Annotated in this window: 17 protein-coding genes; 9 read left to right on the top strand and 8 right to left on the bottom strand. The window is 61.4% G+C overall.

Annotated elements, in window-relative coordinates; translation table 11 throughout:
- Positions 1–12: 12 nt before the first annotated feature.
- The 7 genes from cheB to BVK86_RS12345 all read right to left on the bottom strand — a co-directional run bounded on the left by cheB (position 13) and on the right by BVK86_RS12345 (position 8,410).
- Positions 13–1,023: a chemotaxis response regulator protein-glutamate methylesterase gene (gene cheB, locus BVK86_RS12375; RefSeq protein ID WP_075946703.1), complete on the bottom strand. Its 1,011-nt coding sequence runs from the start codon at positions 1,021–1,023 to the stop codon at positions 13–15.
- Complete coding sequence (locus tag BVK86_RS12370) at positions 1,020–3,302, bottom strand: hybrid sensor histidine kinase/response regulator (RefSeq protein ID WP_075946702.1); 2,283 nt, start codon at positions 3,300–3,302, stop codon at positions 1,020–1,022. Before BVK86_RS12370 ends, cheB begins: the two co-directional genes overlap by 4 nt.
- Entirely contained in the window at positions 3,299–3,982 is a 684-nt protein-coding gene (locus tag BVK86_RS12365; protein WP_075946701.1) for a chemotaxis protein CheW, read from the bottom strand. Before BVK86_RS12365 ends, BVK86_RS12370 begins: the two co-directional genes overlap by 4 nt.
- Positions 3,979–5,262 (bottom strand): CheR family methyltransferase, encoded by a 1,284-nt coding sequence (locus tag BVK86_RS12360; protein ID WP_075946700.1) that lies wholly within the window; start codon positions 5,260–5,262, stop codon positions 3,979–3,981. Before BVK86_RS12360 ends, BVK86_RS12365 begins: the two co-directional genes overlap by 4 nt.
- Positions 5,259–5,795: a chemotaxis protein CheW gene (locus BVK86_RS12355; RefSeq protein ID WP_075946699.1), complete on the bottom strand. Its 537-nt coding sequence runs from the start codon at positions 5,793–5,795 to the stop codon at positions 5,259–5,261. Before BVK86_RS12355 ends, BVK86_RS12360 begins: the two co-directional genes overlap by 4 nt.
- Positions 5,795–7,417 carry a methyl-accepting chemotaxis protein gene (locus BVK86_RS12350; protein ID WP_075946698.1) on the bottom strand — a complete coding sequence of 541 codons (1,623 nt, stop codon included), beginning with the start codon at positions 7,415–7,417 and terminating at the stop codon, positions 5,795–5,797. Before BVK86_RS12350 ends, BVK86_RS12355 begins: the two co-directional genes overlap by 1 nt.
- A 270-nt stretch (positions 7,418–7,687) precedes the next feature.
- Positions 7,688–8,410, bottom strand: coding sequence for a tellurite resistance TerB family protein (locus BVK86_RS12345; RefSeq protein ID WP_075946697.1), 723 nt, complete (start codon positions 8,408–8,410; stop codon positions 7,688–7,690).
- A 174-nt stretch (positions 8,411–8,584) separates the two neighbouring features.
- On the opposite strand from BVK86_RS12345, the gene BVK86_RS12340 reads away from it, so the two are divergent.
- The 9 genes from BVK86_RS12340 to BVK86_RS12295 all read left to right on the top strand — a co-directional run bounded on the left by BVK86_RS12340 (position 8,585) and on the right by BVK86_RS12295 (position 17,767).
- Positions 8,585–9,499: a LysR family transcriptional regulator gene (locus tag BVK86_RS12340; protein WP_056856294.1), complete on the top strand. Its 915-nt coding sequence runs from the start codon at positions 8,585–8,587 to the stop codon at positions 9,497–9,499.
- A gap of 131 nt (positions 9,500–9,630) precedes the next feature.
- Positions 9,631–11,088 (top strand): gamma-aminobutyraldehyde dehydrogenase, encoded by a 1,458-nt coding sequence (locus BVK86_RS12335; protein ID WP_075946696.1) that lies wholly within the window; start codon positions 9,631–9,633, stop codon positions 11,086–11,088.
- A gap of 84 nt (positions 11,089–11,172) precedes the next feature.
- Positions 11,173–12,324 (top strand): putative ABC transporter substrate-binding protein YdcS, encoded by a 1,152-nt coding sequence (gene ydcS, locus BVK86_RS12330; RefSeq protein WP_075946695.1) that lies wholly within the window; start codon positions 11,173–11,175, stop codon positions 12,322–12,324.
- A gap of 250 nt (positions 12,325–12,574) precedes the next feature.
- The gene (locus tag BVK86_RS12325; RefSeq protein WP_075946694.1) at positions 12,575–13,612 is read left to right on the top strand and encodes an ABC transporter ATP-binding protein; all 1,038 of its coding nucleotides are present in this window, start codon (positions 12,575–12,577) and stop codon (positions 13,610–13,612) included.
- 1 nt (position 13,613) lies between these two features.
- Positions 13,614–14,561, top strand: coding sequence for an ABC transporter permease (locus BVK86_RS12320; protein ID WP_075946693.1), 948 nt, complete (start codon positions 13,614–13,616; stop codon positions 14,559–14,561).
- Positions 14,551–15,360: an ABC transporter permease gene (locus tag BVK86_RS12315; RefSeq protein WP_075946692.1), complete on the top strand. Its 810-nt coding sequence runs from the start codon at positions 14,551–14,553 to the stop codon at positions 15,358–15,360. The genes BVK86_RS12320 and BVK86_RS12315 overlap by 11 nt, the downstream gene beginning before the upstream one ends.
- A 166-nt stretch (positions 15,361–15,526) precedes the next feature.
- Positions 15,527–16,951, top strand: a complete 1,425-nt coding sequence (locus BVK86_RS12310; RefSeq protein ID WP_075946691.1) for a gamma-aminobutyraldehyde dehydrogenase — start codon at positions 15,527–15,529, stop codon at positions 16,949–16,951.
- Positions 16,952–17,256: 305 nt separating this feature from the next.
- Positions 17,257–17,499 (top strand): CopG family ribbon-helix-helix protein, encoded by a 243-nt coding sequence (locus BVK86_RS12300; protein WP_075946855.1) that lies wholly within the window; start codon positions 17,257–17,259, stop codon positions 17,497–17,499.
- Positions 17,477–17,767: a type II toxin-antitoxin system RelE/ParE family toxin gene (locus BVK86_RS12295; RefSeq protein WP_075946690.1), complete on the top strand. Its 291-nt coding sequence runs from the start codon at positions 17,477–17,479 to the stop codon at positions 17,765–17,767. Before BVK86_RS12300 ends, BVK86_RS12295 begins: the two co-directional genes overlap by 23 nt.
- Positions 17,768–17,815: 48 nt before the next feature.
- Here BVK86_RS12295 and BVK86_RS12290 read toward each other — a convergent pair whose 3' ends face one another.
- Complete coding sequence (locus tag BVK86_RS12290; protein ID WP_075946689.1) at positions 17,816–18,001, bottom strand: hypothetical protein; 186 nt, start codon at positions 17,999–18,001, stop codon at positions 17,816–17,818.
- Positions 18,002–18,171: the final 170 nt, after the last annotated feature.

The raw sequence follows: 18,171 nt of genomic DNA, 5'->3' as shown, positions 1-18,171 counted from the left end.
TGCTAAAGGTCGTCATTTTGGAAAAATCTCCAGCAATCGCGGCGCGATCTTTTCCAGCGGGCGTATTTCCACGGCGGCATCGATGGCCGCGGCCGCCTTCGGCATGCCGTACACCGCACTGCTGTTTTGGTCCTGTGCGATGGTCAGGTACCCCTGCTGGCGCATGAGTTTAAGCCCCTGCGCGCCATCACGCCCCATGCCGGTGAGCAAAACGCCGACCGCGTCACCGTTCCAGTAACGGGCCACACTCTCGAAAAACACATCGATCGAGGGCCGGTAGATCTCATTGACCGGTTCGGCGGTGTAGGCCAGCGTGCCGTTTTTCAGCAAGCGGATATGGTGATTGGTGCCGGCCAGCAATACCGTGCCACTTTGTGGCGGTTCGCCTTCCTGAGCGAGGCGCACGTTGAGCCCGCTGGCGCTGGCGAGCCATTCGGCCATGCCGGCGGCGAACACCTGGTCGACGTGCTGCACCAGCACGATGGCCGGGGAAAAATTCTTCGGCAGCCCCTTGAGCAGGACTTCCAGCGCCGCTGGCCCGCCAGCGGACGAACCAATGGCAATCAGACTCTGAGGCGAACCACTACTGCGCAGCGGAGTCGGTACCGATCGCACGCGGGTTCCCTTTTCGCCGATCAGCCAGCCGATGTTCATGATTTTACGCAACAACGGCGCCGCCGCTTCCTGCGCGTTGCCGGCACCGATGGCCGGGGTGTCGACCACGTCCAGGGCGCCATGGCCCATGGCTTCGAACACCCGATGGACGTTCTGCTGGCGATCCACGGTGACGATGACAATGGCGCACGGCGTTTCAGCCATGATCCGGCGGGTGGCTTCCACTCCGTCCATCACCGGCATGATCAAGTCCATCAGGATCAGGTCCGGCGTCTGTTCGACGCACATCCGCACAGCTTCCTTGCCGTCGCCGGCCACCCAGATCACCTGGTGCGCCGGCTCGAAGGCCAGGGCCCGGCGCAAGGCCTCCACGGCCATGGGCATGTCGTTGACGATTGCGATCTTCATGCCCGCGCTCCTCCTATGAGCTCAACCACTGCGTCAAGCAGGGCGTCATCATGAAAACTGGCTTTGGCTAGATAATAGTCGGCCCCGGCATCCAGTCCACGACGGCGATCCTCTTCACGATCCTTGTAGGACACCACCATCACCGGCAACGATTGCAGGCGATTGTCCCGGCGCAACAGCGACACCAGTTCGATACCGTCCATGCGTGGCATGTCGATATCGGTAATCAGCAGGTCGAAATTCTCCGAACGCAATGCGTTCCAGCCGTCCATGCCGTCCACCGCCACCGCGACGTCGTAACCGCGATTGAGCAGCAATTTGCGTTGCAGCTCGCGCACGGTGAGCGAATCGTCGACCACCAGAATCCGCTTGCGCGCGGCTTCTGTCGCCTGGCTGCTGTGACGGGCGATACGCTCCAGACGCCCGGTGTTGAGCAGTTTGTCCACTGACCGGAGCATGTCTTCGACGTCGACAATCAACACCACCGAGCCGTCGTCGAGCAACGCCCCGGCGGAAATGTCCTGAACCTTGCCCAAGCGCTCATCCAGCGGCAACACCACCAGCGTGCGCTCGCCGATGAAGCGCTCGACCGCTATGCCATAAATGGTGTCGCGCTCGCGAATGACCACAACTTTCAGAGTCTGATGACTGCCCTGGCTCGCGGGCCGTTGCAACAACTGGCTGGCGGCGACCAGCCCGACGTGCCGGCCTTCATGCCAGAAATGCTGGCGGCCCTCGACCTGAACAATGTCCGTCGGCTCCAGATCGCACATGCGTTCGATATGCGCCAGCGGGAAGGCATAGGCTTCGTCGCCGACCTCCACCACCAGGCTGCGCACCACCGACAGAGTCAGCGGCACTTCAAGGTGAAAGCGACTGCCCTCGCCCGCCGTCTGCTCCAGCACCACCGCACCGCGCAACTGGCGGACCATGTGCTGCACGGCGTCCAGGCCGACGCCACGCCCGGAGACTTCGGTGACGGTGTCGCGCAGGCTGAAACCCGGCAGGAACAGGAACGACAGCAGCTCTTCTTCACTCAACTGCGCGGCGGTTTCGGCCGGGGATAACTGGCGTTCGATGATGCTGCGACGGACCTTTTCCAGATCGACGCCGTTGCCGTCATCACTGAGCTCCAGCACCAGCAATCCGGCCTGATGGGAAGCGCGCAGGCGGATCCGGCCTTCTTCCGGCTTGCCGGCCAGCAGCCGTTGCTCGGGCGTTTCGATGCCGTGGTCCACGGCATTGCGCAACAAGTGCGTCAGTGGTGCCTCGAGTTTCTCTAGCACGTCGCGGTCGACCTGGGTTTTCTCGCCTTCGATCTCCAGCCGTACCTGTTTGCCAAGGCTGCGACCCAAGTCTCGAACCATCCGCACTTGCCCGGTCAGCACATCGGCGAACGGCCGCATACGACAGGCCAGCGCCGTGTCGTAGAGCACCTGTGCGCGCTGGCTGGCCTGCCAGGCGAACTCATCCAGCTCGGCGTTTTTTTCCGCCAGTAACTGCTGGGATTCCGCCAGCAATCGACGGGCATCTTCGAGGGCTTCCCGGGCTTCCAGGCTCAGGGCATGGTCCTTGAGATGGGCATTGAGGTTTTCCAGCGCTCGCAGGCTGTTGCTCTGCATGCGTTTGAGGCGCTGCATGGTGGCCAGATGCGGTTTGAGCCGCAGGGTTTCCACCAGGGATTTGCTCGACAGATCGAGGAGGCTGTTCAGGCGTTCGGCGGTCACCCGCAGCACGCGCTCGCCGCTTTCGGTGGTGCGTTTGGTCTTTTTCGGCGCGGGTGACGCTTCAATCAGCGGTTCCGGGACTTCAACCCTGGCCACGGGTGCTTCGAGCTGAAGCTCGGCCATCGCTGGTTCAACCGCGGCCTGGACCGGTACAACGGCAGCGGCCGGATCGAGCAAGCGCGCCATCAACGCGACATAGGCGTCGATCTCCGCAGGCACCGGTGTGTTCGCCGGGATGGCAATGCGCATCAGCAGATCAGTGCCATGCAGCAACGCATCGATATGTTCCGGGCGCAGATACAGCCGCCCTTCCTGGGCGCTGACCAGGCAATCTTCCATGACGTGCGCAACGCTGACCCCGGCATCGACGCCGACAATGCGCGCGGCCCCCTTGAGCGAGTGCGCTGCGCGCATGCACGATTCAAGCTGATCGGCCTGGGTCGGATCACGTTCCAGCGCCAACAGCCCCGCGCTCAGAACCTGGGTCTGGGCCTCGGCTTCCAGGCTGAACAGCTCCAGCAAAGAGGCGTCGCGCATTTGCTCGGGGGTCATGTGAGGCTCCGGGTCACGGCGGACAACAGCTGTTCTTCATCCAGCCATCGCAGGCTGCGACCTTTGAATTGCAACACGCCTTGCGTGTACTTGGCATTGGCCTGGCTGCCGGATTTCGACGCATCCTCGAGCAGGCGCTCGTCGATGGCGTGAATCCCGTCCACCTCGTCCACCGGCACCACCACCGGCCCACCGTTGGCGGCGATGATCAGCATGCGCGGCATGACTCGCGCGCCCGTCGCCACGCTGCTGGCGCCGTCGAGCCCTAGCAATTCGACCAACGACAGGCACGCCACCAGCGCACCGCGTACGTTGGCCACGCCGAGCAAGGCCCGCGAGCGCTGGTGCGGCAAGGAGTGAATGGTTTGCATCGGCGCCACTTCCACCAGGCTGCGCGTCGCCAGCCCAAGCCATTCTTCGCCGAGACGGAACATCAACAACGAGCGGGTTTTCACCTCGCTTTGCAACGTTCCGGGCGCATGTTCACGGTCTTCCTGCTGCAAGGCGTAGCGATCCAGCAAGCGTGTCGCCGCCGCCGAATACACGGCGCAATTGCGGCAATGAATGTGTTCGGTCAGCAGCGGGCAGGATTTGTCGCCGTGGATCCCGATGCGGTTCCAGCAATCATCGATGGCCTGGGCATCTTCATGGGTGACGCTAAAGGTGTCGGAGGCGATCATCGTTTACGCTCACTGTCAGCGGCGCGCTCGCTGCGGGCGGCGCGTTCCTGCAATCGTCGGGCTCCCGCCGTGTCGCCCTGGGATTGCAGCAAGGCGGCCAGGTGCATCAATGCGTCGGGATGTTGCGGTTCAAGGTACAACGCCTTGCGATAATACCCTTGGGCTTCCAGAACACTGCCGGCGACATCGCTGAGCAAACCCAGCCAGTAAAACACCTGGGCCACCGGTTCGTGGCTGCGCAGGTAACGGTCACACGCGGCACGCGCCTCGGCACTCTTACCTTCATTGGCCAGCGCGGCAATGTTCGCCAGCAACTGGGCTGCGTCGGCGTGGCCCGGCTTCTCTGCTTGCACAGGGCGTTCAACGCGGGTGAATGGGCGCTTGCCGAGCGCTGGCGGCGGCACATTGCGCAGCGGTTGCGGTTGCGGTTGCGATAACGGCAAGGGTGCAGGGGCGAAGACTGGCAACGGTTCAGGTTCCGCCGCGCTATGACGGCTGAAGGCGAAGGATTGCGGGATGCCGATCGAACGCATGCCCAAACGCCCCAGCAAACTGCCTTCGGCCGGGCCGATGAACAGCACGCCGTCGACATGGGTCAGGCGCTTGAGCACCTCGAACACCTGTTTTTGCGTGGGCAGATCGAAATAGATCAGCAGGTTGCGGCAGAACACAAAATCATAGGACGGCTCGTTGGCCAGCAACGCCGGATCGAGCAGGTTGCCCACCTGCAGGCGTACTTGATCGAGCACGCGAGGGCTGAGCCGATAACACTCGTTTTCGGCGATGAAATGCCGGTCGCGAAACGCGATGTCCTGTCCGCGAAACGAGTTCTTGCCGTACAACGCGCGCCGGGCTTTCTCCACCGACAGCGGGCTGACATCCATGCCTTCGACCTTGAACTGGTGCGGCTTGAACCCGGCATCCAGCAGTGCCATGGCAATCGAGTACGGCTCCTCGCCCGTGGAGCACGGCAGGCTGAGAATCCGCAGGGCGCGCATGTTGTTGATCTCGGCCAAGCGTCTGCTCGCCAGTTTCGCCAGGGTGGCGAAAGATTCCGGGTAACGGAAAAACCAGGTTTCAGGGACGATCACTGCCTCGATCAACGCCTGTTGCTCGTCCCTTGATCCCTGCAGCGTGCGCCAGTATTCGTCGGCCGACAGCGCCTGCGACGCCACGCTGCGTTGACGCACTGCACGCTCGATGATCGCCGGGCCGACCGACGTTACGTCGAGGCCGATGCGCTCCTTGAGGAAATCGAAAAAACGCTGGTCGCTGCTCATGACCGGTCCTCAAGCAGCGTCAGGTCCAGGGGCGGCGTGGGAAACAGCAGCGCCCGCACCGGCTCATCCAGTAGATCGGCGACCCGCACCCATTGCAGCAGGCCTTGAGCATCTTCGCGCACCGGCCCCAGGTACGGTGCCTGGGCATTGTCCAGGCCATAGGGCTGAAAGTCCGCCGGGTTGCAGCGCAAGGTGTCGGTGGCCTGCTCCAGAATCAACCCGAGTATTTGCGCCTGCGCGCTTTTCTCCGCTCGGTAATGCACCAGCACCAGCCGTGTACTGGTGCGCACTTGCGCAGCCGTACCGAAGGTCAGCGCGCTAAGGTCGATCACCGGCACCACCGCACCACGATAGGCAAACACCCCGGCGACCCAGTGCGGCGCGTGGGCGATGGGTTTCACTGGCAGCAGTGGCAGCACTTCCACCACTTCGATGGCCTGCAAGGCATAGCGCTCGCTGCCGATGCGAAACACCAGGAACAACGCGTGCAACGCCTGCTTCACGGCAGTGCGTTTAGCCGTGATCTCGTTCATCAGACTTTGAATCGCGAGACGCCGCTGCGCAGCCCGACGGCTACCTGGCTCAGTTCGTCGATGGCGAAACTGGCCTGGCGCAGGGATTCGACGGTCTGGCTGCTGGCATCGCCCAATTGCACCAGGGCGTGATTGATCTGCTCGGCGCCGGTGGCCTGGGCCTGCATGCCCTCGTTGACCATCAACACCCGAGGCGCGAGCGCCTGCACCTGATGGATGATCTGCGACAGTTGCTCGCCGACCTGCTGCACTTCGGACATGCCGCGGCGCACTTCTTCGGAGAACTTGTCCATGCCCATCACGCCGGCCGACACCGCCGATTGAATCTCCCGCACCATTTGTTCGATGTCGTAGGTGGCGACAGCGGTCTGGTCGGCCAGGCGGCGCACTTCGGTGGCGACCACGGCGAAACCGCGACCATACTCACCGGCCTTTTCGGCCTCGATGGCGGCGTTGAGCGACAACAGGTTGGTCTGGTCGGCGACCTTGACGATGGTGACCACCACCTGATTGATGTTGCCGGCCTTCTCGTTGAGGATCGCCAGTTTGGCGTTGACCAGGTCCGCCGCGCCCATCACCGAGTGCATGGTTTCTTCCATGCGCGCCAGCCCTTGCTGACCGGAACCGGCGGCGACCGAGGCCTGATCGGCCGCGGTGGACACTTCGGTCATGGTGCGCACCAGATCACGGGACGTCGCCGCAATTTCACGAGATGTCGCGCCGATTTCGGTGGTCGTGGCAGCCGTTTCAGTGGCGGTGGCCTGTTGCTGCTTGGAGGTGGCGGCGATTTCGGTGACCGATGTGGTGACCTGCACCGACGAGCGCTGGGCCTGGGATACCAGCGAGGTGAGTTCGGTCATCATGTCGTTGAAGCCGGTTTCCACCGCACCGAATTCGTCCTTGCGCTCCAGATTCAGACGGCTGCTGAGGTCGCCGGTGCGCATGATTTCGAGGATTCGCACGATGCGGTTCATTGGCGCCATGATGGCGCGCATCAGCAACAGGCCACAAAGGGCCGCGGCCAGCACTGCGATCACCAGGGAAATGCCCATGATGACTTTGGCGGTGAGCACTGCGTCATCAATGGCCGCGATATCGGCGTCCGCCACGGCCTTGTTATGCCGCAGAATGTCGCTGACCTTCATGCGACCCGCTGTCCAGGTCGGGGTCAGTTCAGTCGTGAACATGTTGATGGCCTCGGCGTTCTGGTCGCGTTTATGCAACTCGATCACCGCGGAGAGAATCCGATGGTATTCCTCATGGATTTTTTCGAAGGCTGCGTATTCGCTCTTGTCTTCTTCGTCGGTAATCGTTTTGCGGTAGAGCTCCATCTGCTCTTTCAACCGCGCAGCGTAGCCCTTGAAGCTGGCCGCTTCCTCTGCCGTGAAGCCCTGCCCTTGCTCGAGGCCGAGCATGGCCTGAACGTGTACATAGCTGTCGGACCACGCGCCACGAATCATGGAACTGTAATAAAGCCCCGGCAAAGCGTCCTCACGCACGCTGGCCTCGCTGCTTTCAATCTTCAAAAGCCGGGAGTACGAGACGACCACCATCAGCAACATGATGGCGATGATTACCGCAAAGCTCGCCAAAATGCGTTGGCGCAACGTCCAGTTCTTCACAGTCAGTCCTCGGGGGTATTTCGAAATGCGGGGAGTATAGCCGAGGGCGCTGTTTCATTTATAAGACGGTTGCGCGCCACTTCGCATCCCGCGCAAAAAAACGGGGACGGGCTCTGGGTAGGGACTGTCCGTTAATTGCGGGGTCGGGTGTTAGGGGTGATTCGGTAGAAAGGGACCGTGGAATGGTCATTGAGCGATTGCCTTGCGCCAGATCATTCCCACGTTCGGCGTGGGAATGATCAAAGATCGCCGCTGCGATCTCTTCAGGGCCTAGATCGAGGCCTGGCGAACCTGCTTCTCCAACTCGACCTTCAAACCCGGCTCAAGCTTGAGCTGACGCGCCAGCTCATCGAGGTAGGATTTCTCCATGAAGCTCTCCTCGTCCACCAGCATCACACTGGCGATATACATCTCGGCGGCCATTTCCGGGGTGCTGGCGGCGCGGGCGACATCGCTCGGGTCCAGCGGCTTGTTGAGTTCGGCGTGTAGCCAGTGTTGCAGTTCCTGATCGTTGTCGAGTTTGGTGAACTCGCCTTCGATCAGCTCGCGCTCCCGGGCGTCGATGTGCCCATCAGCCTTGGCCGCCGCCACCAGCGCCTTGAGAATCGCCTGGCTGTGCTGTTCGACTTGTGCCGGCGGCAAGCGATCCAGGGTCTGTGGTTCGGTTTTCGGCGCCGTGCCTTGCTGGGCCTGCCAATTGCCATAGGCCTTGTAGGCAATCACGCCCAATGCCGCGAGGCCGCCATACACCGCCACCTTGCCGCCGACCTTGCGCACCTTTTTGTTGCCCAACAACAGGCCCATGGCCCCGGCGGCCAAGGCCCCGCCGCCGGCACCGGAAAGCAGACTGCCGAGGCCGCCCGAGCCACCGCTACCGCCGAGCAACCCGCCCAGACCGCCACCGGACGACTGTTTCTGCGACCCGCCCGCCTTGTTCTGCAACATGTCCTGGCCAGACTTGAGGAGTTGGTCGAGCAATCCACGGGTGTTCATTTTTTGCCTCCACTAAAAGGTTTACCGAACCTTGAGGCCACCAGCCTAGATCGAAAGTGCCCGAGGCCTGGCGGTGAGAGTGCTTCCAGATGTTGCTCGAAGCCATCCTGCCTTTCTTAAAAATGGATATACACTCGAACCCATCTAAAAAAACCGCCCACCGGGTATCCCTTCATGATGACCCTGCGTCAGATCCGTCATTTCATCGCCGTGGCCGAGACGGGCTCGATCTCCGCCGCCGCGCAAACCGCGTTCATTTCCCAATCGACACTGACCCTGGCGATCCAGCAACTGGAAGAAGAGATCGGCGTCAGCCTGTTCAATCGCCACGCCAAGGGCATGACCCTGACCCACCAGGGGCATCAGTTCCTGCGGCAGGCGCACTTGATCCTGGCCACCGTCGACAACGCCAAACGCAGCCTGCAACAGAGCACCGACCAGGTGGCCGGGCAGTTGATCATCGGGGTGACCAGTCTGGTGGCCGGTTATTACTTGGCGGATTTGCTGACAAGATTTCAGCGCGCTTACCCCAACGTCGAGATTCGCGTGATGGAGGACGAGCGCCCGTATATCGAGCATTTGCTGGTCAGCGGCGAGATCGATGTCGGCGTGCTGATCCTCTCCAACCTCGAAGACCGCCACGCCTTGCAGACCGAGGTGCTGACCCACTCGCCCCACCGGCTATGGCTGCCGGCCCAGCATCCGCTGTTGGAACACGACAGCATCAACCTCGCGGACGTGACCCGCGAGCCGCTGATTCAGCTGAATGTCGATGAAATGGACCGCAACGCCCAGCGCATGTGGACGGCGGCTTCGTTGCAACCGCGCATCACGTTGCGCACCGCCTCGACCGAAGCGGTGCGAAGTCTGGTGGCCGCTGGTTTAGGCGTGTCGATCCAGCCAGACATGACCTATCGCCCGTGGTCGCTGGAGGGCGACATCATTGAAGCGCGGCCCATTGCCGACCTGAGCCAGACCCTCGATGTCGGCCTTGCATGGCGTCGCGGCACGGCGCGCCCGGCGCTGGTCGACCCGTTTCTCACCGTCGCGCGGGAGCAACCCCACGGCGGTCGCAAGCCATCTATTTAATCGAACGCCACCTTCAGTATTTAGTATTTGTCGACCTCGGGGCTGCGCACTAGTCTGGCTGCATCTATATAAGACGGCCGGCCCCAGTCACAGGGAGCAACATGGCCACACAAGAAAAGAGAATCCGAAAAATGGCAGGCGCGCAGGCCCCGTTGTTCACCGCATTGTTGATCGATGGTGAATTAGTCGCCGGGCAAGGCCGTGCCGAACCCATCATCAATCCGGCCACGGGCGAAATCCTGACGCAGATTGCCGAAGCCAGCACCGAACAAGTCGAAGCCGCCATCCTCGCCGCCCATCGCGCCTTTGCCGGTTGGTCGCGGACCACGCCCCAACAGCGCTCTACCCTGCTGTTGGACATCGCCAACGCCATCGAAAAAAACGCCGACCAGCTGGCCCGTCTCGAAGCCCTGAACTGCGGCAAGCCGCTGCACCTGGCCCGTCAGGACGACCTGAGCGCCACGGTCGACGTGTTCCGTTTTTTCGCCGGGGCCGTGCGTTGCCAGACCGGACAGCTCAGCGGCGAGTACCTGCCGGGCTACACCAGCATGGTGCGACGCGATCCTATCGGCGTCGTAGCGTCCATCGCGCCGTGGAATTACCCGATCATGATGGCAGCGTGGAAAATCGCCCCGGCCCTGGCCGCCGGCAACACATTGGTGTTCAAGCCATCGGAACACACGCCATTGTCGATCCTGGCCCTGGCGCCGGCGCTGGCCGACATCCTGCCGCGCGGCGTGATCAATATTGTTTGCGGTGGCGGTGAAGGTGTCGGCAGCCATTTGGTCAGCCATCCTAAAGTGCGCATGGTGTCGCTGACCGGCGATATCGTCACCGGACAGAAAATTCTTCAAGCCGCGGCTAAAACCCTCAAGCGCACTCACCTCGAACTCGGCGGCAAGGCCCCGGTGATCGTCTGCAACGATGCTGACATTCAGGCGGTGGTCGAAGGTGTGCGCACCTACGGCTATTACAACGCCGGTCAGGATTGCACCGCCGCGTGCCGGGTTTATGCACAGGCGGGGATTCACGACCGTTTGGTGGCCGAACTCGGCGCCGCCGTCAGCAGCCTGCGTTTCGCCGGCAAACGTGACGCCGACAACGAAATCGGCCCGCTGATCAGCACCCGCCAGCGTGACCGCGTGGCCAGTTTTGTCGAACGCGCCCTCGGCCAGCCGCACATCGAACGAGTGACCGGTGCCGCCGTACATTCCGGGGCCGGATTCTTCTACCAGCCGACGTTGCTCGCCGGTTGCAAACAGAGCGATGAAATCGTCCAGCGCGAAGTATTCGGCCCGGTGGTCACCGTGACCCGCTTCGAGGAACTCGAACAAGCGGTGGAGTGGGCCAACGACTCGGAATACGGCCTGGCGTCTTCGGTGTGGACGCAAAACCTCGACAAGGCGATGCAGGTCGCCGCGCGATTGCAGTACGGCTGCACCTGGATCAACAGCCATTTCATGCTGGTCAGCGAAATGCCCCATGGCGGCCTCAAGCGCTCGGGCTACGGCAAAGACCTGTCCAGCGATTCGCTCCAGGACTACAGCGTGGTGCGACATATCATGGCGCGCCACGGACAACATCTCTGACTACGCTAATAACAAGCCGCCAACGGCATGCTTCACCACGTTCAAACACTGCCCCGACCATAATTTAAAGAAGAGGGAAACCCCATGTTCGTGCACAAGACCGCACTGCTCAGTGCAATCACCTCCGCGCTGCTGGCCAGTGCCAGTGTCCAGGCCGCCGAGCCGTTGAAGGCTGTCGGTGCTGGCGAAGGTCAGCTGGATATCGTGGCGTGGCCCGGCTATATCGAACGTGGCGAAAGCGACAAGGCCTACGACTGGGTCACCGGTTTCGAGAAGGAAACCGGCTGCAAGGTTAATGTGAAGACTGCGGCCACTTCCGATGAAATGGTCAGCCTGATGGCCAAGGGTGGTTACGACCTGGTCACCGCGTCCGGTGACGCCTCGCTGCGGCTGATTGGCGGCAAGCGTGTGCAACCGATCAACACCGCGCTGATCCCGAACTGGAAAAACCTCGACCCGCGCCTCAAGGATGCGCCGTGGTACGTGGTCAACAATCAGACCTATGGCACCCCGTATCAGTGGGGGCCGAACGTGCTGATGTACAACACCAACGTATTCAAGACCGCCCCCGACAGCTGGAGCGTGCTGTTCAATGCGCAAAACCTGCCGGACGGCAAACCGAACAAAGGCCGCGTGCAGGCCTATGACGGCCCGATCTACATCGCCGACGCGGCGTTGTATCTCAAATCTGCCAAGCCGGAGCTGGGCATTCAGAATCCCTACGAACTGACCGAAGCGCAGTACAAGGCCGTGCTCGACCTGTTGCGCGCCCAGCAGCCGTTGATCCATCGCTACTGGCACGACACCACCGTGCAAATGAGTGACTTCAAAAACGAAGGCGTGGTCGCGTCCGGCGCCTGGCCGTATCAGGTCAACGGCCTGGTCAACGAGAAACAGCCGATTGCCTCGACCATCCCGAAAGAAGGTGCCACCGGTTGGGCCGACACCACCATGCTGCACACCGAAGCCAAGCACCCGAACTGCGCCTACAAGTGGATGGACTGGTCGCTGCAACCGAAAGTCCAGGGCGACGTAGCCGCGTGGTTCGGTTCGCTGCCAGCGGTGCCGGCGGCGTGCCAGGGCAGTGAATTGCTCGGTGCTGAAGGCTGCAAGACCAACGGTTTCGACCAGTTCGACAAGATCGCCTTCTGGAAAACCCCGCAGGCCGAAGGCGGCAAGTTCGTGCCATACAGCCGCTGGACCCAGGACTACATCGCGATCATGGGCGGCCGCTAAAAGTCATTCCGGTAGCTACTGCGCGTCGACCAGCCGCGCCCGGGCAGTGCTCGCCTCCTCACGTACTGACGTACGCTCCGGGGGCTGCGCGCTGGCCGGACACGGCTAATCGCCGCTCGCTACGCTCCCGAAACGACTTTATGTGATCGACGCTTTTCAAGAAGCAAAAACTGATTTTCGAATGACTGTTTTTTCAGAAGTCCAGGCAGGGCCGCTGCGACGGCCCTCGCCTTTTTTGGAGCACCGCACCATGACGCTTGCAGTCCAGTTCACCAACGTTTCCCGTCTATTCGGCGAAGTGAAAGCCGTCGATCGGGTTTCCATCGACATCCAGGACGGCGAGTTTTTTTCCATGCTGGGGCCTTCCGGCTCGGGCAAAACCACCTGTTTGCGCCTGATCGCCGGGTTTGAACAACCCAGCGCAGGCTCGATCCGCATTCATGGCGAAGAGGCCGCCGGCCTGCCGCCCTATCAGCGTGATGTGAACACCGTGTTCCAGGATTACGCGCTGTTCCCGCACATGAACGTTCGCGACAACGTCGCCTACGGCCTCAAAGTCAAAGGCGTCGGCAAGGCCGAACGCCTGACGCGCGCCGCCGAAGCCCTGGAAATGGTCGCCCTCGGCGGCTACGGCGAGCGCAAGCCGGTGCAACTCTCCGGCGGTCAGCGTCAGCGCGTGGCGCTTGCCCGAGCACTGGTCAATCGCCCGCGAGTGCTGCTGCTGGACGAGCCGCTTGGCGCGCTGGATTTGAAACTGCGCGAGCAAATGCAAGGCGAACTGAAAAAGCTGCAACGCCAGCTCGGCATCACCTTCATTTTTGTCACCCACGACCAGACCGAAGCGCTGTCGATGTCCGACCGGGTGGCGGTGTTCAACAAGGGCCGCATCGAGCAGGTCGACTCGCCGCGCAATCTGTACATGAAACCGGCGACCACCTTCGTCGCGGAATTCGTCGGCACCTCCAACGTGATTCGTGGCGATCTGGCCAGGCAATTGAGCGGCAACCCACAACCGTTTTCGATTCGCCCGGAACACGTGCGTTTCGCCGAGGGGCCGCTGGCCAGCCATGAGATCGAGGTCAGTGGTCTGCTGCACGACATCCAGTACCAGGGCAGCGCCACTCGCTACGAACTGAAACTGGAAAACGGCCAGACCCTGAACATCAGCCAGGCCAACAATCAGTGGCTCGACAGCAGCGCGCAACACCAGACCGGGCAACGCCTAAGCGCACGCTGGGCGCGAGAGGCCATGGTGCAGTTGCACGACACCGTTGTCGGCGGGGTGTGAGATGAGCACCTTGGCCATTTCTCACACCTCGGCAGGCGGCTCGCCGTTGCGCAGGTTTTCCAACCTGCTGTACCGCCGGCCAAACCTGTACCTGTCGATGCTCCTGGTGCCGCCATTGCTGTGGTTTGGCGCGATCTATCTGGGTTCGTTGCTGACCTTGTTGTGGCAAGGTTTCTACACCTTCGACGACTTCACCATGGCGGTCACCCCCGACCTGACCCTGGCCAACTTCGCCGCGCTGTTCCAGCCCTCGAACTTCGACATCATCCTGCGCACCCTGAGCATGGCCATCGTCGTGTCCATCGCCAGCGCCATCGTCGCGTTCCCGATTGCCTACTACATGGCGCGCTACACCACCGGTAAAACCAAGGCGTTTTTCTACATTGCAGTGATGATGCCGATGTGGGCCAGTTACATCGTCAAGGCCTACGCCTGGACCTTGCTGTTGGCCAAGGGCGGCGTAGCGCAGTGGTTCGTGCAGCATTTGGGGCTGGAGCCGGTGTTGCAGTTCGTGCTGGGCATTCCGGGCGTGGGCGGCAGCACCTTGTCGACCTCGCACCTGGGGCGTTTCATGGTGTTCGTCTACATCTGGCTGCCGTTCATGATCCTGCCGATCCAGGCTTCGCTGGAACGCCTGCCGCCATCGCTGCTGCAAGCGTCTGCCGACCTCGGCGCCAAGCCGCGCCAGACGTTCATGCAAGTGATTCTGCCGCTGTCGATTCCGGGCATTGCCGCCGGGTCGATCTTCACGTTCTCGCTGACCCTGGGCGACTTCATCGTGCCGCAACTGGTCGGCCCGCCGGGCTACTTCGTCGGCAGCATGGTTTATGCCCAACAAGGTGCGATCGGCAACATGCCGATGGCGGCTGCGTTCACCCTGGTGCCAATCGTGTTGATCGCCATTTACCTGACCATCGTCAAACGACTGGGGGCCTTCGATGCACTCTGAGAAAGCTTCTGTAGGCCTGAAAATCGCGGCCTGGGGCGGATTGGTGTTTCTGCACTTCCCGATCCTGATCATCTTCCTGTACGCCTTCAACACCGAAGACGCGGCGTTCAGCTTTCCGCCCAAGGGCTTCACCCTGAAGTGGATCGGTGTCGCGTTCTCTCGGCCCGACGTACTGGAGGCGATCAAGCTGTCGTTGCAGATCGCTGCGATTGCGACACTGATTGCCATGGTGCTCGGCACGCTGGCGTCGGCGGCGCTTTATCGCCGGGATTTCTTCGGCAAGCAGGGCATCTCGCTGATGCTGATCCTGCCGATCGCGCTGCCGGGGATCATCACCGGGATCGCGCTGCTGGCGACCTTCAAGACACTGGGCATCGAGCCGGGGATGTTCACCATCATCGTCGGCCACGCGACCTTCTGTGTGGTGATCGTCTACAACAACGTCATCGCCCGTTTGCGCCGCACCTCGCACAGTCTGATCGAAGCCTCGATGGACCTCGGCGCCGATGGCTGGCAGACCTTCCGCTACATCGTCCTGCCGAACCTCGGCTCGGCGTTGCTGGCTGGCGGCATGTTGGCGTTCGCGCTGTCGTTCGACGAAATCATCGTTACCACCTTTACCGCAGGCCATGAACGCACCCTGCCGCTGTGGCTGCTCAACCAGCTCAGCCGCCCACGGGACGTGCCGGTGACCAACGTCGTCGCCATGCTGGTGATGATGGTGACCATGCTGCCGATCCTCGGAGCTTATTACCTGACCCGGGGTGGTGAGAGCGTGGCGGGTAGCGGTGGCAAATAAATAACTGACAAACATCACGCCCCCCTGTGGGAGCGAGCCTGCTCGCGAAGAGGCCGTCACATCCAGCATTGATGCCGACGGATACAGCGCTTTCGCAAGCAGGCTCGCTCCCACAGTTTTGATCCGGTTTCGGCAAAAAAACAAAAGTGTTAGTGAGGACAAAACCATGCAAACCCAACTCTTGATCAACGGCCAGCTCATCAACGGCGAAGGCCCCGCCCAACCCGTTTTCAACCCGGCGCTGGGCCGTGTGCTGGTGGAAATCAACGAGGCCAGTGAAGCCCAGGTCGATGCCGCCGTGCGCGCCGCCGACGCCGCGTTCGACAGTTGGTCGCAGACCCCGCCGAAAGACCGCTCGCTGTTGCTGCTTAAACTCGCCGACGCGATCGAGGCTCACGGCGAGGAACTGGCCAAACTGGAATCGGACAACTGCGGGAAACCTTACAGCGCCGCGCTGAACGACGAGATCCCGGCGATTGCCGACGTGTTCCGTTTCTTCGCCGGAGCCAGCCGTTGCATGAGCGGTTCGGCCGGCGGCGAATACCTGCCCGGCCACACCTCGATGATCCGTCGCGACCCGGTGGGCGTGATCGCGTCCATCGCACCGTGGAACTACCCGCTGATGATGGTCGCCTGGAAAATCGCCCCGGCCCTCGCCGCTGGCAACACCGTGGTGCTCAAGCCGTCGGAACAAACCCCGCTGACCGCCTTGCGCCTGGCGCAACTGGCGTCGGAAATCTTCCCGGCCGGCGTGCTCAACCTGGTGTTCGGTCGTGGCCCTACGGTCGGCAGCCCACTGGTCACTCACCCGAAAGTGCGCATGGTGTCGCTGACTGGCTCGATCGCCACCGGTTCGAACATCATTTCCAGCACCGCCGACACCGTCAAACGCATGCACATGGAGCTGGGCGGCAAGGCCCCGGTGATCATCTTCGACGACGCCGACATCGACGCCGCCGTCGAAGGCATCCGCACCTTCGGCTTCTACAACGCTGGCCAGGATTGCACCGCCGCCTGCCGCATCTATGCGCAGGAAGGCATCTACGACAAGTTCGTCGAGAAACTGGGCGCGGCGGTCAGCAGCATCAAGTACGGTTTGCAGGATGATCCGGCCACCGAGCTTGGCCCACTGATCACCGCACAACACCGCGACCGCGTCGCCGGTTTCGTCGAACGCGCCGTGGCGCAGTCGCACATTCGCTTGATCACCGGCGGCAAGTCGGTCGAGGGCAATGGTTTCTTCTTTGAGCCAACGGTGTTGGCCGACGCGCAGCAGGATGACGAAATTGTCCGTCGCGAGGTGTTCGGACCGGTGGTGTCGGTGACCAAATTTACTGATGAAGCGCAGGTATTGGGCTGGGCCAACGATTCGGACTACGGCCTCGCCTCGTCCGTATGGACCGCCGACGTCGGCCGCGCTCATCGCCTGTCGGCGCGCTTGCAGTACGGCTGTACCTGGGTCAACACGCACTTCATGCTCGTCAGCGAAATGCCGCACGGCGGTCAGAAATTGTCCGGTTATGGCAAGGACATGTCGATGTACGGGCTGGAGGACTACACCGTGGTGCGGCATGTGATGTTCAAACATTAAAAGCATCGCCAGCAAGCCGGCTCCTACAGTCTGGAATGCTTTTCCCTGTGGGAGCCAGCCTGCTGGGGATGCTTGGAAAGCAGACTTGGCGCCGCGAGCGCCTGACCGATAGGCTTCACTCCGTGGTGGCGACTTTCCAAGCCAAAACGGAAAAAACGCCATGCCAATGCATCCTCAAAGCTCATCTCTTCCCTATTTCGATCCTACCGTCTTCACCCGCCACAACCGCTTCCTCCGCGCCTTCATGCAAGACAACCAAGCCCAACGTCAGCGGACATTTCCCTTACAAAGCAATCACTCGCAACATTTCCGTTTTATCTTTTCGCGTCGAAGAGCTTCTGGCTCAACAATTGGACCAACTGGCGGCCGCGACCGATCGCGACCGTCAATATCATCTCAAGCGTGCACTGGTTCGATACGTGGAAGCCGAGTCCTGGCATCTACAAGCCATCAGCGAGGGTATAGCTGATGCGGATGCTGGAAAACTCACCGATCTGGATGCCGTGAAGGCCAAGTGGGAAAAACGTGCCGAACGTAGTACTGACTGAAAAAGCGGAAAGCGACCTCGACAATATCCACGAACACTCCCGAGAGACTGCAGTCGCAGACGCCGCCATGAAGATCATCTCGACGATTTTGCAGTCCTTCAAACAGCTGGAAGTGTTTCCTGGCTCAGGCAGACCTTCCGTCATGCCGGATGTACGAGAGCTGGTTCTTGATCGTTATCCGTTCATTGCCCCTTACCGATTTTCTCAAGGAACAATACAAGTTTTACGAGTGCTCCATCAGCGAATGGAGCGCTCGCAAGACTGGTAGAAAGCACTCAGCCGCGACGACCTTGCCGCGACTGGATACCCGCCCTCTTCAAAACCGCGAAACACTCCTCATCGCATCCACCAGATACCTCATCGCAATACGGTCGCTCTCCGACAGTTCCCGATAGCGCTCCACCAGCTTCATCTCTTCGGAATTCAATCGACGTCTTCGCCGCCCACTGGCCAGGCACGGAAAGATTCCCAGTATCTCGGTGATGCCTTGTACTTTCGACATGGACGATGTCCTTCTCTACGTCAAAGAAACCTTCAAAAACCGCATCGCCCTCACCCTTTTTCAGCAGCGCCACGTGCCAACTGAATCGCACCGGCCCGAAGGGCATAAACCGGTCATGTGCACAGAATAGAAATAATCCGGGCGCTGAAAAGCGGTTTTTAGAGTAATTA

The sequence above is a fragment of the Pseudomonas reinekei genome (assembly GCF_001945365.1).
Taxonomy (GTDB): domain Bacteria; phylum Pseudomonadota; class Gammaproteobacteria; order Pseudomonadales; family Pseudomonadaceae; genus Aquipseudomonas; species Aquipseudomonas reinekei.
This window is presented reverse-complemented; position numbering and strand designations above follow the sequence as displayed.